The sequence below is a fragment of the Burkholderia sp. AU44665 genome (genome assembly GCF_030504405.1).
Lineage (GTDB): Bacteria > Pseudomonadota > Gammaproteobacteria > Burkholderiales > Burkholderiaceae > Burkholderia > Burkholderia semiarida.
In genome coordinates this window covers 33,768-48,627 of sequence record NZ_JAUJRI010000018.1, presented here as the reverse complement: position 1 = coordinate 48,627, position 14,860 = coordinate 33,768, and the positions used below count along the sequence as shown (strand labels likewise).

Below are 14,860 nucleotides of genomic sequence, written 5' to 3'. Positions count from 1 at the left end.
GGATAGTCGGGAAACGGAATCTTCGGGGCCGCGGACGACGCTCAGGCGTCGCGCAGCGACTGCAGCGCGGGGCGCCGCAACACATTATGCAGGCTCAGCCAGCCGGCCGCAGCCGCGCAGACGACACCGGCCGCGACGCCGGCCGGCACGAGCCATGGATCGACGGCGAGCTGGAAGTCGAACACGCGCGACGCGAGCACCCAGCCGACCGCGATCGCGCCCGCCGACGCGAGTGCGCCGGCCAGCGTGCCGACCACGACGAATTCGGCGCGCTGCACCGCATTGACCTGCGCGCGCGACGCGCCGAGCGCGCGCAGCAGCGCGGCCTCGCGCACGCGCTCGTCGCGCGAGCCGGCAAGCGCCGTGTACAGCACCAGTACGCCGGCCGCGAGCGTGAACGCGAACAGGAACTGCACCGCGCCGACCACCTGCAGCATCATGCGCTGCAACTGCGCGAGGATTGGCGCGACGTCGATCGCGGTCAGGTTCGGGTAACGCGCGATCAACGGATCGAGCAGCGCGGCATTCGATGCGGGCAGATGGAAGCTCGTCAGGTAGACGGCCGGGAAATCCTTCAGCACCGGCGGCGGCATCAGCACGAAGAAGTTGACGCGGAACGAGCCCCAGTCGAGCTTGCGCACGCTCGTGATCGGTGCGTCGACCGTCAGCCCCGTCACGTCGAAGCGCAGCGTGTCGCCCGGTTTCACGTTCAGCGTCTTCGCGAGGCCGGCTTCGATCGAGATCTGCGGCGTGGCCGCGGTGCCGAACCAGTCGCCTTCGACGATCCGGTTGTCGGACGGCAACTCGGTCGTGTACGACAGGTTGAATTCGCGATCGACGAGCCGGCGCGCCTCTTCGGACGGGTACGCGTCCGGATTCACCGGCTTGCCGTTGATCGCGACGAGGCGGCCGCGCACCATCGGCGCGGGCACGGCGTCGCGCACGCCGTGCGCGGCCAGATAGGCGGCGACATCGGCGCGCTGGTCGGGCTGGATGTCGATCAGGAACTGATTCGGCGCATCGGGCGGCGTCGACTGCCGCCAGCCCGCCACGAGGTCGTTGCGCGTGATCGCGATCAGCAGCAGGCACATCAGGCCGAGCGCGAGCGCGGTGATCTGCAGCGCGCTGGCCGTGCCGCGCCGGTGCAGCGACGCCAGCGCGTAACGCCAGCCGACGCCCGCGGCCACGCGCGCGTTACGCACCGCGCGCGCGGCGGCGAACAGCACGAGCCGGGCGATCAGCGCGAACCCGACCAGCGCGCCGGCAAAGCCGCCCGCGACGATCAGGCCGAGCTTCAGGTTGCCCGCGGCCACGATCAGCAGCGCCGCGAACAGCACGACGCCGACCGCATACGCGGCCCACGCGGTGCGCGACGCGTCGCCCCACTCGCGCCGCAGCACGCGCACCGGCGGCACGCGCGTGAGCGGCACGAGCGGCGGCAGCGCGAAACCGAGCAACAGCACGAGCGCCGCGCCCATGCCGATCAGCGCCGGCCACAAGGTCGGCGGCGGCAGCACGACGTCGATCAGGCTGCCGAGCGCGGCCAGCAACGCCCAGTGCCCGCCATAGCCGAGCACCGCGCCCGCGGCGCCCGACACGATGCCGACGCCCGCGAATTCGAGCGCGAACAGCGCGCCGAGCGTGCGGCGGCTCACGCCGAGGCAGCGCATCGTCGCGCATCCGTCGAGATGGCGCCGCATGTAGCGCTGCGCGGCCATCGCGATCGCGACCGCCGCGAGCAGCGCGGTCAGCAACGCGACGAGCGTCAGGAAATGACGCGCGCGATCCAGCGTCTGCCGCACCTGCGGCTGCCCTTCCCGCAACGATTCGAGCCCGACGCCGCGCAGCTTCCCGCCGTCGACGCGCGCATGCGCATACGACTCGAAGCGCGCGACGGCCGGTGCGTCGCCGGCGACCAGCAGCCGGTACGTGACGCGGCTGCCGTAGCCCGTGAGCCCCGTCGCGGCGAGCTCGTCCGCGCGCATCATCAGCCGCGGCGAAAAATTGACGAACGAAAAGCCGCGATCGAGCTCGCGGGTGATCGCCGCGGCGACCGTGAACGTGCGCAGCCCGACGCGCACCGTATCGCCCGCCTTCAGGTGCAGCGCGTCGAGCAGCGCCGGATCGGCCCATACGGTGCCGGGCGCGGGAATCGCGGCCGCCTTGTGCGCGACGGCCGCGCCGGGCGGCAGGATCTCGACCGCGCCGCGCAGCGGATAGCCGGGCGACACGGCCTTCACGGCCGCAAGGCGCGACGGCGCCGCATCGGCGGCCTGCCCGCCCGCGGCGGACGCGATCATGCTCGGGAAGATGGCGGTCGTCGCGGTCCGCAGGCCGAGCGCGCGGGCCTGCCGGTCGAACGACGGATCGACGGGACGATCGGCGCGCACGACGAAATCGGCGCCGAGCATCTGGCGCGCGTCGCGCTCGAGCCCCTGGCGCAGGCGGTCGGCGAGAAAGCCGACGCTCGTCAGCGCCGCGACCGCGAGCACCAGTGCGAGGACCACCAGCGTCAGTTCGCCCGCGCGCCAGTCGCGCGCGGTCATCCGGGCAGCCTGGTGGATCAGGTCGCGCAGGCCGAAGCGGCCGCCATGCGCGCGCCCGTCATGGCCGGAGGGCCCGGCCGGCGGCTGCGCCGCGTGTTGCGGCCCCTTCAATCGCGTTTCCCTCCGATCGAGTTGAGCCGCGACACCATGTGGTTCGCCATCCCGCGGAAGCCGCCCGACACGCCGCGCCACAGGCGCGGCAGCGCCCACGCCGACGCCGCGATGAACGCCGCAAGCAGCACGAGGAACGCGAGCGGAACGAAGAAGGCGAGCGCGAGCCCGCCGACCACGAGACCGTCCTCGGTCGACGACGCGAACCAGTTCGAAATCGGTTCGGGAGACAGGTTGATCAGCGCGCGCGTGCCGGCCTTCGCGACGTGCGCGGCGCCGGCGAGCGAGCCGCCGGCCAGCCCCGCGACCGCCAGCATGGTCGGATCGGCATGGCCGAGCGCGCCGGCCGCGAGCACGGCGCCGGCCGGAATGCGAATGAAGGTATGCACGGCATCCCACAGCGAGTCGAACGCGGGGATCTTGTCGGCAAGGAATTCGGTCACGGCGAGCACGGCAGCGGCGCCGATGACCCACGGCGACATCAGCACGGCCAGCGTGTCGGGCAGATGGAGCCAGCCGAGCCGCGCCAGCACGCCGGCGATCAGCACCGTCAGGTACAGGCGCAGGCCGCTCGCCCACGCGAGCCCCGCGCCGAGGGAAATGGCTTCGATCATGGCCCTCTCCTTGCACTTTCCGTGCGTTTTGCCGATTGACCGCATCGGGTCGGACAGACTGGCCGCGCGGCGCGTGGCGACCGGCACCGCGTGCCGCGACAGGCACGACGGTATTCAGGCCCGAATACGTTCCATTATAGACAGGCTGGACGGGCAACCGGCGCAATTGCGCGAGGCGGCGCGGCGCCCGGGCGCACGCGCGCCCGGGATACCGTCGTCAGGCGGCCGACGACAGCTTCAGGCCGACCAGCCCCGCGACGATCAGCGCCGCGCTCGCGACGCGCGCGACGGTCAGCGCCTCGCCCATCATCACGATGCCGAACACGAACGCGCCGACCGCGCCGATGCCCGTCCACACCGCGTACGCGGTGCCGAGCGGCAACTGGCGCATCGCGACCGCGAGCAGCCCGAAGCTGGCCAGCGCCGTCACGATCGTGAACACCGACGGGCCGAGCTTCGTGAAGCCGTCCGACGATTTCAAGCCGGCCGCCCAGGCCACTTCCAGCAAACCGGCGATCAACAACCATACCCACGCCATCTCGACGTACTCCGTATCGGATGGGGCCGTCCCCGTTGAAGCGAATGACCCGGGGTCGTCCCCGGACGGCGCCGAGTATAACAAGCGGCTTACAGGCTTGCCGGCGGCCGGTGCGGGGGCGCAGCGGGCCGCGCGGTCAGTTCGCCACGCGCTTGGGCGCGCCCCCGCCGACGCACCGGTCGTCGCGGTACAGCGCCCACTCCTCGCACACGCGGCCGTCCTTGAACACGCACATGCCGACCTGCCCGCTCGACAGGTTACGGATCACATGGCGACCGCCGAGCTTCTCGCAGTTGACCGACGCGGGATTGGCCAGCGCCGCCCGCGCGGGCGGCTGCTGCCCGGGCGGCAGCGGCTGGGCGAACGCGCCGGGCGCGGCCAGCGCCAGCGCACAGACGACGACCAGACGGACGGACATTGCACGCTCCTCGTTTTCGTTCGGGGAGCGGTCAGGATAGCGGGGATTTCGCGGCCGGTGTGCAAGGCCGGCAGCGGTCGCGAAACTGTCGCGCCGGCGCAACCCTGCCGGCGCGCGGCCGCGCACCGCCCGTCACACGGCGCCGACGAGCCGGTAGCCGACGCCCGTCTCGGTGACGATGTGCTCGGGCTGCGCGGGGTCGGCCTCGAGCTTCTGGCGCAGGTGCGCCATGTAGATGCGCAGGTAATGATGGCTCTCGACGTGCGACGGCCCCCACACGTCGCGCAGCAGCTGGCGGTGCGTGAGCACGCGCCCCGCGTGGCGCACGAGCGTCGCGAGCAGCCGGTATTCGAGCGGCGTCAGGTGCACGATCGCGTCGTCGCGCCACACCTGGCGCAGCGCGAGATCGACGCTCACGGCGCCGAAGGTCACCTTCGGCGACTCGTTCGCACCGCCCTGGTTGCGCCGGCGCAGTTGCGCGCGAATCCGCGCGCGCAGTTCGGACACGCCGAACGGCTTGGTCAGGTAATCGTCGGCGCCCGCATCGAGCGCCGCGACCTTCTCCTCTTCCTGCGTGCGGGCCGACAGCACGATCACCGGCACCTCGGACCAGCCGCGCAGCTCGCGGATCACGTCGAGGCCGTCGGTGTCCGGCAGCCCGAGGTCGACGATCACGAGGTCGGGCTTGCGCGTCGCCGCGTCGATCAACCCCTGCTTGCCCGTCTCGGCTTCGAACACCGCGATGTCCTCCTCCTCGAGCGCGGCGCGCACGAAGCGGCGGATCTGCTTTTCGTCCTCGATCAGGACGACGGTCAGGGTCGGTTCACTCATGGTCGGGCAATGACTCGGATGGGGGCGATGCGCCCGGCAGGTCGGATTCGTCGTCGGGCACGGCGGGTGCTGCCGGCGGCGTGTCGACCGGCAGCGTGAACCAGAAGCGCGCGCCCGTCACGCGGCCGTCGGGCGCGGTGCGGTTGAGTGCGCCGATTTTACCGCCGTGCGCCTCGACGATCGCGCGGCAGATCGCGAGGCCGAGCCCGATGCCCGGCGTCGCCGATTCCTTCTCGCCGCGCGTGAACTTGTCGAAGATCCGCGCCTCCATGCCGGCCGGAAGGCCCGGGCCGTGATCGTCGACGTGCACGCGCACGAACGGGCTCCCGTCGTCGGTCACGCGCTCCGCGCCGATGTCGAGCGACGTATCGGGCGGCGTGTACTTCGCCGCGTTCTCGAACAGGTTGGTGAACAGCCGCTCCATCAGCACCGCGTCCATCTGCAGCAGCGGCAGGTCGGCCGGCAGCGCGACGCGCACGGGATGGCGCGCGAGCACGCGCCGGCAGGCGGCAAGCGCGGCGCCGACGGTTTCCTCCAGCAGCGACCACTGGCGCTTGAGCTGCAGGCTGCCGGCCTGCAGCCGCGCCATGTCGAGCAGGTTCGTGACGATGCCCGTCATGCGCAGCGCCTCGTCGTGAATCGCGTCGACGAGCTCGCCCTCGCGCTGCGCGAGGCGCGCGGCCGCCGCGGCGTCGCCGGCCTGCGCGGCCGCGCGCCCGTTCGCGAGCATCGACGAGAAGCCGACGATCGTCGTGAGCGGCGTGCGCAGGTCGTGCGAGATCGCCGACAGCAGCGAGTTGCGCAGCCGCTCGGATTCCATGTTGACGAGCGCGTCGCGCGCGATCTCGACGTAGTGCACGCGCTCCAGCGCGAGCGCGATCTGCGCGGCGAATGCGTCGAGCATCCGCTGCTGCTCGGGCACCTCGAGTTCGCGCGGCTCGCGCGACGCGACCGCAAGCACGCCGCGCGTGCGCATCGGCGCCTTCAGCGGCAGGTACAGCGCGGCCGTCGCCGGCAAGGTATCGGTGCCGCGCCCGGCCGGCTTCTGCTGGTCGTACACCCACTGGCCGACGTCGCTGTCGAGCTCCGCGCCCGTCAGCGTGACGGCCGCATCGGGCTCCTCGATCTTCTGGCGCACCTGGTCGGCGCTGTCGGGCAGCAGGAACGCGACGCGCGCGCGGAACACCTCGCCCACGTGGCGGCTGCCGATCTCGACGATCTGCTCGGTCGTCAGCGCCGCGCCGAGCTCGCGCGCCATCGCGTAGATCGCGCCGGTGCGGCGCTCGCGGCGCTGCGCGACGCTCGCCTGGCGCGTGAGCGTCGACGTCAGGTGGCTGATCACGAGCGACGTCAGCAGCATCCCGAAGAAGGTCAGCAGGTATTGCGTGTCGCTGACCGAGAACGACATGCGCGGCGGCACGAAGAAGAAATCGAACGCGGCCACCGACAGGAACGACTGCAGCACGCCCGGGCCGCGCCCGAGCCGGACGGCCGAGAACACCACGCCGAGCAGGTACAGCATCACGAGGTTCGTGAGGTCGAGCCGCGCGGACACGACGCTCGCGACGACGGTGATCGCCGCGCAGATCGCGGCCGCATACGCGTAGTGGCGCGGCGGCGAGCGGTGCGTGCCGAACTGCGCGAATGCATCGCGCCAGTCGCGCGCGCGCGCGTCGAGCGGCGCGGCGCGCGCCTCGTCGCTCGCGGACGCGCGAATCAGCATCAGGTCGACGTCGCCCGCGCGTTCCGCCAGTTGCTCGCCGAACGGCCGCGCGAAGCGGCGCGCGAGCCCGACCTTCGGCGAGCCGCCCGCGACGAGCTTCGACACGTTGCGCACCTTCGCATAGCCGATCAGCGCGGCGACCGCGTCGGCGCCGGCGAGCGTGGCCGTCTCCGCGCCGAGCTCGGCCGCGAGCTTCAGCGCGTCGAGCGTGCGCTGCCGCCGCGCGTCGGGCAGCCGCTGCAGGCGCGGCGTCTCGACGTACACGGCGATCCAGTCGGCCTTCAGGCTCGCGGCGAGGCGCGCGGCTGCACGCACGAGCGTCGGCGCCTCGGCGCCCGGGCCGACGCACACGAGCAGCCGCTCGCGCGCCTGCCAGATGCGCTGGATCGAACGGTCGGCACGGTACTCGCGCATCTGCGCGTCGACGCGATCGGCCGTGCGCCGCAGCGCCAGCTCGCGCAGCGCGATCAGGTTGCCCTTGCGGAAGAAGTTGCGCACCGCGCGCTCGGCCTGCTGCGCGAGATAGACCTTGCCGTCGCGCATCCGCTCGAGCAGCTCCTCGGCCGGCAGGTCGACGAGCGTGACTTCGTCGGCCGCGTCGAACACGCGATCGGGCACGGTCTCCCACACGCGGATGCCGGTGATCGCGCCGACCACGTCGTTCAGGCTTTCGAGGTGCTGGACGTTGACGGTCGTATATACGTCGATGCCCGCGTCGAGCAGCTCGTAGACGTCCTGCCAGCGCTTCAGGTGCCGCGCGCCCTGCACGTTCGAATGCGCGAGTTCGTCGACGAGGATCAGTTGCGGCGCCCGCGCGAGCGCGCCGTCGAGATCGAATTCGGCGAGCGTGCGGCCGCGATAGTCGATGCGGGCGGACGGCAGCACGTCGAGGCCGTCGAGCAGCGCGGCCGTCTCGGCGCGGCCGTGGGTCTCGACGATGCCGACGACGACGTCGACGCCTTCCTGCACGCGCTGACGCGCGGCCTGCAGCATCGCGTAGGTCTTGCCGACGCCGGCGGACGCGCCGAAGAAGATCTTGAGCTGGCCGCGCCGCTGCTTTTCTTCGTCTCGCTGCAGCTTGTCGAGGAGTTGGTCGGGATCGGGACGATTCATGCGTGAGGAAAGCGGAGCGCCCGGATGCGCGCGGGTACGAGCATTGTGGTTCCAAATCGCCGCAAAAGGCAAAGACGGCGCGCGCGCCGTCGGGAAAAGCGCATCCGGCACGGTTCAGGCCACGCCGGATGCCGGTCAGCCCGCGCGACCGATCAGTGCGCGGCCTGCGCCGCGTCGAGCGCGAGATTCAGCTTCAGCACGTTCACGCGCGGCTCGCCGAGCACGCCGAACTGGCGGCCCGTCGTGTTCGCGGCGACGAGTTGCGCGACCGCGTCCGGTGCCAGATTGCGCGCCTTCGCGACGCGCTCGACCTGGTACGCGGCGGCGGCCGGCGTGATCTCCGGATCGAGGCCGCTCGCCGACGCCGTCACGAGGTCGACCGGCACCGGCTTCGACAGGTCGGTGCCCGCATCGCGCAGCGCGGCGATGCGCGCCTTCACCTGATCGGCGAGCGACGGGTTCAGAGGGCCGAGGTTCGAGCCGCCGGAGCCGGCCGCGTTGTACGGCATCGGCGCGGTGGCCGACAGCCGGCCCCAGAAATACTTCGGCGCGTCGAACGGCTGGCCGATCAGCGCGGAGCCGACGACCTTGCCGTTCTGCTCGATCAGGCTGCCGTTGGCCTGCGACGGAAACACGGCCTGACCGAACACGGTCATCACGGCCGGGTAAGCGAGCCCCGTCACGGCGGTCAGGATGACGAACAGCACGACGAGCGGGCGAATCAACGATTTCATGATGGTTCCTTCAAGTGCGGCGGGCTCAGGCCCAGCCGAGCGCGGCGAGCGTCATGTCGATCAGCTTGATGAACGGGAACGGCAGCAGCACGCCGCCGAGGCCGTAGACCAGCAGGTTGCGGCGCAAGAGCGACGCGGCGCCGAGCGGCCGGTAGGTCACGCCCTTCAGCGCGAGCGGAATCAGCGCGACGATGATCAGTGCGTTGAAGATCACCGCGGACAGGATCGCGGACGCCGGCGACGTCAGGTGCATGATGTCGAGCACGCGCAGTTGCGGGTAGGTCGTCACGAACGCGGCCGGGATGATCGCGAAGTACTTCGCGATGTCGTTCGCGATCGAGAACGTCGTCAGCGAGCCGCGCGTCATCAGCATCTGCTTGCCGATCTCGACGATCTCGATCAGCTTCGTCGGGTTCGAGTCGAGGTCGACCATGTTGCCGGCCTCCTTCGCCGCCTGCGTACCCGTGTTCATGGCCACTGCGACGTCGGCCTGCGCGAGCGCCGGCGCGTCGTTGGTGCCGTCGCCCGTCATCGCGACGAGACGCCCGGCCGCCTGATGCTCGCGAATCGTCGCGAGCTTGGTTTCCGGCGTCGCTTCCGCGAGGAAATCGTCGACGCCCGCTTCCGCCGCGATCGCCGCGGCCGTCAGCCGGTTGTCGCCCGTCACCATCACGGTCTTGATGCCCATCTTGCGCAGCTCCGCGAAGCGCTCCTTGATGCCGCCCTTCACGATGTCCTTCAGCTCGATCACGCCGAGCACGCGCGCCACCCCGTCCTGCAGGTCGGCCACGACGAGCGGCGTGCTGCCGCGGCGCGCGACGTCGTCCACCGCGCGGCGCACTTCGTCCGGAAAGCGGCTGCCGTGCGTCTCGACGTAGCGGCGGATCGCGTCGGCCGCGCCCTTGCGGATCTCGCGGCCCGGCAGGTCGACGCCGCTCATCCGCGTCTGCGCGGAAAAGCCGAGGAACGTCGCGTGCAGTTGCGCCATGTCGCGCTGGCGAATGTTGAAGCGCTCCTTCGCGAGCACGACGATGCTGCGGCCTTCCGGCGTTTCGTCGGCGAGCGACGACAATTGCGCGGCATCGGCCAGCGCTTCCTCGGTCACGCCCGGCGCCGGCACGAACGCGGACGCCTGACGGTTGCCGAGCGTGATCGTGCCGGTCTTGTCGAGCAGCAGCACGTCGACGTCGCCGGCCGCTTCCACCGCGCGGCCCGACGTCGCGATCACGTTCGCCTGCATCATCCGGCTCATCCCGGCCACGCCGATCGCGGACAGCAGGCCGCCGATCGTCGTCGGGATCAGGCACACGAGCAGCGCGACGAGCGCGGTGATCGTCACCACGTGGCCGGCCTTCATCGCTTCGACCGAGAACATCGAGAACGGCAGCAGCGTCGCGGTCGCGAGCAGCATCACGATCGTCAATGCGACGAGCAGGATCGTCAGCGCGACCTCGTTCGGCGTTTTCTTGCGCTTCGCGCCTTCGACCATCGCGATCATCCGGTCGAGGAACGCCTCGCCGGGGTTCGCGGTGACCTTGACGACGATCCAGTCGGACAGCACGCGCGTGCCGCCCGTCACCGACGAAAAGTCGCCGCCCGATTCGCGGATCACCGGCGCGGATTCGCCGGTGATCGCCGACTCGTCGACCGACGCGACGCCGTCGACGACCTCGCCGTCGGCCGGGATCACGTCGCCCGTCTCGACCAGCACGACGTCGCCTTTGCGCAGATCGGACGCGGTCGTGATGCGGATCGGCGACTTCGGATGCGGCTCGTTCAGCTTCTTCGCCATCACGTCCCTCTTCGCGCTGCGCAGCGACGCGGCCTGCGCCTTCGAGCGCCCTTCGGCAAGCGCTTCGGCGAAGTTCGCGAACAGCACCGTGAACCACAGCCACAGCGCGATCGCGAGGATGAAGCCCGCGGGCGCCTCGGCCTGGCCGGCGAGCGCCGCGATCCACAGGATCGTGGTGAGAATGCTGCCGACGTACACGCAGAACATCACCGGGTTGCGGAACTGCGTGCGCGGCGTGAGTTTCTTGAACGAATCCACGATCGCCGGGCGCAGCAGCGCCGGATCGAACATGGACCGTGTTGCGGAATGTTGAGTCATTGCGATCTCTTCAAGCTCTTCAGTCTTTTCAGTGTGTCGCCATGCGGGCGCGTCACGGGTGGATCACGCGCCCAGCCACATCATCAGGTGCTCGACGCCCGGGCCCAGCGCGAGCGCCGGCACGTACGTCAGCGCGCCCACCAGCATCACCGTGCCGAGCAGCAGCACGACGAACAACGGGCCGTGGGTCGGCAGCGTGCCGCTCGTCACCGCGATGCGCTTCTTCGCGGCGAGGGAACCTGCGATCGCCAGCACCGGCACGATCGTGCCGAAACGGCCGAACCACATCGCGATCGCGGTCATCCAGTTGTAGAACGGCGTGCCGACCGTCAGGCCCGCGAACGCGCTGCCGTTGTTGTTCGCGGCGGAGCTGAACGCATAGAGGATTTCCGAGAAGCCGTGCGGGCCGGGGTTCGCGATGCCGGCCTTGCCCGCGTCGGCGAGCACGGCGATCGACGTGCCGACCAGCACGAGCAGCGGCGTGAGCAGCACGACGATCGACACCATCTTCATCTCGTACGACTCGATCTTCTTGCCGACGTATTCCGGCGTGCGGCCGATCATCAGGCCGGCGACGAACACCGCGAGCAGCGCGAACACGAGCATCCCGTAGAGGCCCGAGCCGACCCCGCCGTAGACCACCTCGCCGAGCTGCATCAGCAGCATCGGCACGAGGCCGCCGAGCGGGGTCAGTGAATCGTGCATCGCGTCGACCGCGCCGCACGACGCGGCCGTGGTCGCGACCGTGAAGATGCCGGTCTGCGCGATCCCGAAGCGCGTTTCCTTGCCTTCCATGTTGCCGCCCGGCTGCAGCGCGCCGGCCGACTGGTCGACGCGCAGCGCGGCGAGCGTCGGGTTGCCGGCCTGCTCGGCGCTCACCTCGACGCCGATCGCGATGACGAACGCGACCGTCATCGCTGCGAGCACCGCGACGCCCTGCCGGCGGTCGCCGATCATGCGGCCGAACACGAGACACAGCGCGGCCGGGATGATCAGGATCGAGAAGATCTGCAGAAAGTTCGCGAACGGCGTCGGGTTCTCGAACGGGTGCGCGGAGTTCGCGTTGAAGAAGCCGCCGCCGTTGGTGCCGAGCATCTTGATCGCTTCCTGTGAGGCAACCGGGCCCATCGCGAGCGTCTGCTTCGTGAGCGGCGTCGTCACCGTGACCGGGTTGCCCTTGTCGTCCTTCACCGGGTTGCCCTGCGCGTCGAGCTTCGGCGCCGCGTAGGTGCTCGCCTGCAACACCGGCACGTCCTGGTACGCCTTCATGTTCTGCAGCACACCCTGGCTCATCAGCAGCGCGGCGACGAGCGCCGCCATCGGCACGAGCACGTACAGCGTCACGCGCGTGAGGTCGACCCAGAAGTTGCCGATCGTCTGCGCGGTGTGGCGCGCGAAGCCGCGGATCAGCGCGATCACGACGACGATGCCGGTCGCCGCCGACAGGAAGTTCTGCACGGTCAGGCCGAGCATCTGCGACAGATAGCTGACGGTCTGCTCGGGCGCGTAGTCCTGCCAGTTCGTGTTGGCGACGAAGCTGACGGCCGTGTTGAACGCGCCATCGGGCGTCATCGCGCCGAACTGCTGCGGGTTGCCGGGCAGGAAGCCCTGCAGGCGCAGCAGCGCGTAAAGAAACAGCACGCCGAGCGCGTTGAACGCGATCGTCGCGATCGTGTACTGCTTCCAGTTCATTTCGGTGCCCGCATCGACGCCGGCGATGCGGTACAGCACGCGTTCGAGCGGCGCGAACACGCGCACGACCCGCGAACTGCCGTCCATCACGGCGCTCAGGTAGCGCGCGACCGGCACGGCCGCCGCCAGCAGCACGACGATGAACAGCAGCGTCTGCAACAGGTTGTTCGCGTTCATTCGATGTCCTCCGCGCGCAGCAGCGCAAAGACGAGATACGCGAACAGCAGGGCCGTCGAGGCGCCCGCCAGCCAAAGCATCCAGGTCATGCGCGCCCCCCGCGACCGTATTGCACGAGCTTGTCGCAACCGGCAAGCAAACCGAGGATCAGCGCGGTGAAGAGCACCAGTGCGCCGATGAAAACCCCATCCATTTTTATGTTCTCCGTCGTCGAAATCGGACGACTAGAACCTTATGGGAACGCGCGTAAAGGGCGGGTCAAAGCTATCGGGGCGGGTGTAAAAAACGCGTAAACGCGCGGGGCGGGACCGGAGCGAATCGAGGCGGGACGGACGGCGCGGCGGCGCCGCCCGCGACAGGCGCGTACCGGCGCGGCGCCGGCACGCGGGAGCGGATCAGGGAACGAGGATCGTCGAACCGGTGGTCTTGCGTGCTTCCAGATCGGCATGCGCGCGACCGACTTCGGCGAGCGGATAGCGCTGGTTGATGCTCGTCTTCACCTTGCCCGACAGGATCACGTCGAACAGCTCGGCGGCCGCGGCTTCGAGATCGGCGCGCTTCGCGATGTACGAGAACAGCGTCGGCCGCGTGAAGAACAGCGAGCCGCGCGACGAGAACTCCTTCGAGTCGATCGGCGGCAGCGGGCCCGACGCGTTGCCGAAGCTGACGAAGTAGCCGAGCGGCGCGAGGCAGTCGAGCGAACCGACGTAGGTGTCCTTGCCGATCGAATCGTAGACGACCGGTACGCCCGCGCCGCTCGTGATCTCCTTCACGCGCTGCGTGAAGTTCTCACGCGTATAGACGATCGGATGATCGCAACCGTGCGCCTTCGCGAGTTCGGCCTTCTCGTCGGAGCCGACCGTGCCGATCACGGTCGCGCCGAGCGCCTTCGCCCACTGGCACACGAGCAGGCCGACGCCGCCGGCCGCCGCGTGGATCAGGATCGTGTCGCCGGCCTTCACCGGGTACGTGCGGCGCAGCAGGTAGTGGGCGGTCAGCCCCTGCAGCATCACCGACGCCGCGTCGTCGTAGCTGATTCCGTCAGGCAGCTTCACGAGCCGCTCGGCCGGCATCGCGCGTTCTTGCGCGTATGCGCCGGGCGGCTGCCCGACATAGGCGACGCGGTCGCCCGCCTTGAACGCGGTCACGCCGTCGCCGACGGCCGTCACCTCGCCCGCCGCCTCCATCCCGAGGCCGCCGGGCAACGGCTGCGGATACAGGCCCGTGCGGAAATACACGTCGATGTAGTTGAGCCCGACCGCGTGCTGCCGGATGCGGACTTCGCCCGCCTTCGGCGCGCCGACATCGACGTCGACCCACTTCATCACGTCCGGGCCGCCCGGCTGGTCGTATCGGATTGCTTTCGGCATCGTTTCGCTCCTCGTTTGTCTGGAATCTGGAAATCCGGTTCGGCGAATGCATCGACGTCGTCCCAACGGCGATGCGTGTGAACGCGGGTCATGGCGGACGATTCTCGCGCGTCGTGCGCGGTCGTGCAGCGCGTCGTCGCAAATCCTTCATATCGGTAGGGTTTTCGCGGAAAACGGATCGCATGAGCCGCGCGTGCGGAAAACGGCGCGGTATGAGACCGGTCGCTGCCGTTCGTTTCCCCCGCTTGCGCAGTCGATGATGTTCGGCACACTTCGTAACGTTGACGTCACGTCGCTCGCGCCGCGATGGCCGGACCCGGCCGGTCGGTCATTTCTCGCCTCGCGCCCCGCGCGCAAAGGATCTGCCGCGCGGCGTCGACGCGCTTTTCCCGCACCGGCGAATGCCGACGTCGATCGGGCGGGAAACCGGTTGTCGCCAAGGTCGTTTACGAGATGACGACCGTGCTAATTTGCCTGCTGCCCAATTCGCCCAGTCCACGCCATGAAGCTCGCTCTTGCCCGGAACGTGTTTGTTTTCGCGTCGTTGTCCGCAAGTATCGGCAGCGCAACCGCGGCCCCGGTACCGCGTGCGGACGGCGTCCGTTTGCTCGACGGCCTGAGCCGTTTCGACAACACGCCGTATGGCGGCGCCGAGCGCCACGCGATGGCCGGGTATCTGGCGGGCGTCGCCGATGCGACCGAAGGCAAGGACTGGTGCGACAACGGGCGTGTCAAACCGGGGGAAATCGATTCGGAAGTGCTCCACGATCTCGGGAAACGGCCAAGAGATGCGCTGAAGGCGAATGCGGCAGTCCTGGTCACATACGTCTTGCGACAAAAATACCCGTGCCGTTAGCAGCGCCTGAAATACCGGACATTGCCT

The 14,860-nt window shown here is 69.9% G+C and carries 12 protein-coding genes; 1 reads left to right on the top strand and 11 read right to left on the bottom strand.

The features are described 5' to 3' along the window. Positions 1 to 41: 41 nt before the first annotated feature. From QZM15_RS26625 to QZM15_RS26575, 11 genes are all read right to left on the bottom strand, one after another. Complete coding sequence (locus QZM15_RS26625; protein WP_302107573.1) at positions 42 to 2,657, bottom strand: ABC transporter permease; 2,616 nt, start codon at positions 2,655 to 2,657, stop codon at positions 42 to 44. Beyond that, positions 2,654 to 3,271 (bottom strand): DUF4126 domain-containing protein, encoded by a 618-nt coding sequence (locus QZM15_RS26620; RefSeq protein ID WP_060966844.1) that lies wholly within the window; start codon positions 3,269 to 3,271, stop codon positions 2,654 to 2,656. Before QZM15_RS26620 ends, QZM15_RS26625 begins: the two co-directional genes overlap by 4 nt. 217 nt (positions 3,272 to 3,488) lie before the next feature. Next, entirely contained in the window at positions 3,489 to 3,809 is a 321-nt protein-coding gene (gene sugE / locus QZM15_RS26615; protein WP_006497024.1) for a quaternary ammonium compound efflux SMR transporter SugE, read from the bottom strand. A 136-nt stretch (positions 3,810 to 3,945) separates the two neighbouring features. Beyond that, positions 3,946 to 4,227, bottom strand: a complete 282-nt coding sequence (locus tag QZM15_RS26610; RefSeq protein WP_302107572.1) for a DUF333 domain-containing protein — start codon at positions 4,225 to 4,227, stop codon at positions 3,946 to 3,948. 132 nt (positions 4,228 to 4,359) lie between these two features. Next, the gene (gene kdpE / locus QZM15_RS26605) at positions 4,360 to 5,058 is read right to left on the bottom strand and encodes a two-component system response regulator KdpE (RefSeq protein WP_059583654.1); all 699 of its coding nucleotides are present in this window, start codon (positions 5,056 to 5,058) and stop codon (positions 4,360 to 4,362) included. Continuing rightward, on the bottom strand, positions 5,051 to 7,894 hold the full coding sequence (locus QZM15_RS26600) for a DUF4118 domain-containing protein (RefSeq protein ID WP_302107571.1): 2,844 nt from the start codon (positions 7,892 to 7,894) through the stop codon (positions 5,051 to 5,053). The genes kdpE and QZM15_RS26600 overlap by 8 nt, the downstream gene beginning before the upstream one ends. Positions 7,895 to 8,046: 152 nt before the next feature. Continuing rightward, positions 8,047 to 8,628: a potassium-transporting ATPase subunit KdpC gene (gene kdpC / locus QZM15_RS26595; RefSeq protein ID WP_089465014.1), complete on the bottom strand. Its 582-nt coding sequence runs from the start codon at positions 8,626 to 8,628 to the stop codon at positions 8,047 to 8,049. Positions 8,629 to 8,653: 25 nt separating this feature from the next. Continuing rightward, positions 8,654 to 10,738, bottom strand: a complete 2,085-nt coding sequence (gene kdpB, locus QZM15_RS26590) for a potassium-transporting ATPase subunit KdpB (RefSeq protein ID WP_302107570.1) — start codon at positions 10,736 to 10,738, stop codon at positions 8,654 to 8,656. A gap of 63 nt (positions 10,739 to 10,801) precedes the next feature. Beyond that, positions 10,802 to 12,607 carry a potassium-transporting ATPase subunit KdpA gene (gene kdpA, locus QZM15_RS26585; protein ID WP_059646545.1) on the bottom strand — a complete coding sequence of 602 codons (1,806 nt, stop codon included), beginning with the start codon at positions 12,605 to 12,607 and terminating at the stop codon, positions 10,802 to 10,804. Then, positions 12,604 to 12,696: a K(+)-transporting ATPase subunit F gene (kdpF, locus tag QZM15_RS26580; protein ID WP_006752209.1), complete on the bottom strand. Its 93-nt coding sequence runs from the start codon at positions 12,694 to 12,696 to the stop codon at positions 12,604 to 12,606. Before kdpF ends, kdpA begins: the two co-directional genes overlap by 4 nt. A gap of 306 nt (positions 12,697 to 13,002) precedes the next feature. Continuing rightward, the gene (locus tag QZM15_RS26575; protein WP_089465015.1) at positions 13,003 to 13,977 is read right to left on the bottom strand and encodes a quinone oxidoreductase; all 975 of its coding nucleotides are present in this window, start codon (positions 13,975 to 13,977) and stop codon (positions 13,003 to 13,005) included. 502 nt (positions 13,978 to 14,479) lie between these two features. On the opposite strand from QZM15_RS26575, the gene QZM15_RS26570 reads away from it, so the two are divergent. Further along, positions 14,480 to 14,833: a Rap1a/Tai family immunity protein gene (locus QZM15_RS26570; protein WP_059583664.1), complete on the top strand. Its 354-nt coding sequence runs from the start codon at positions 14,480 to 14,482 to the stop codon at positions 14,831 to 14,833. Positions 14,834 to 14,860: the final 27 nt, after the last annotated feature.

Excerpts from the sequence above, each read along its gene's own strand:
- QZM15_RS26620 (WP_060966844.1), bottom strand. The coding sequence starts at position 3,271 with ATGATCGAAGCCATTTCCCTCGGCGCGGGGCTCGCGTGGGCGAGCGGC.
- sugE (WP_006497024.1), bottom strand. The coding sequence starts at position 3,809 with ATGGCGTGGGTATGGTTGTTGATCGCCGGTTTGCTGGAAGTGGCCTGG.
- QZM15_RS26610 (WP_302107572.1), bottom strand. The coding sequence starts at position 4,227 with ATGTCCGTCCGTCTGGTCGTCGTCTGTGCGCTGGCGCTGGCCGCGCCC.
- kdpE (WP_059583654.1), bottom strand. The coding sequence starts at position 5,058 with ATGAGTGAACCGACCCTGACCGTCGTCCTGATCGAGGACGAAAAGCAG.
- QZM15_RS26600 (WP_302107571.1), bottom strand. The coding sequence starts at position 7,894 with ATGAATCGTCCCGATCCCGACCAACTCCTCGACAAGCTGCAGCGAGAC.
- kdpC (WP_089465014.1), bottom strand. The coding sequence starts at position 8,628 with ATGAAATCGTTGATTCGCCCGCTCGTCGTGCTGTTCGTCATCCTGACC.
- kdpB (WP_302107570.1), bottom strand. The coding sequence starts at position 10,738 with ATGACTCAACATTCCGCAACACGGTCCATGTTCGATCCGGCGCTGCTG.
- kdpA (WP_059646545.1), bottom strand. The coding sequence starts at position 12,607 with ATGAACGCGAACAACCTGTTGCAGACGCTGCTGTTCATCGTCGTGCTG.
- kdpF (WP_006752209.1), bottom strand. The coding sequence starts at position 12,696 with ATGACCTGGATGCTTTGGCTGGCGGGCGCCTCGACGGCCCTGCTGTTC.
- QZM15_RS26575 (WP_089465015.1), bottom strand. The coding sequence starts at position 13,977 with ATGCCGAAAGCAATCCGATACGACCAGCCGGGCGGCCCGGACGTGATG.
- QZM15_RS26570 (WP_059583664.1), top strand. The coding sequence starts at position 14,480 with ATGAAGCTCGCTCTTGCCCGGAACGTGTTTGTTTTCGCGTCGTTGTCC.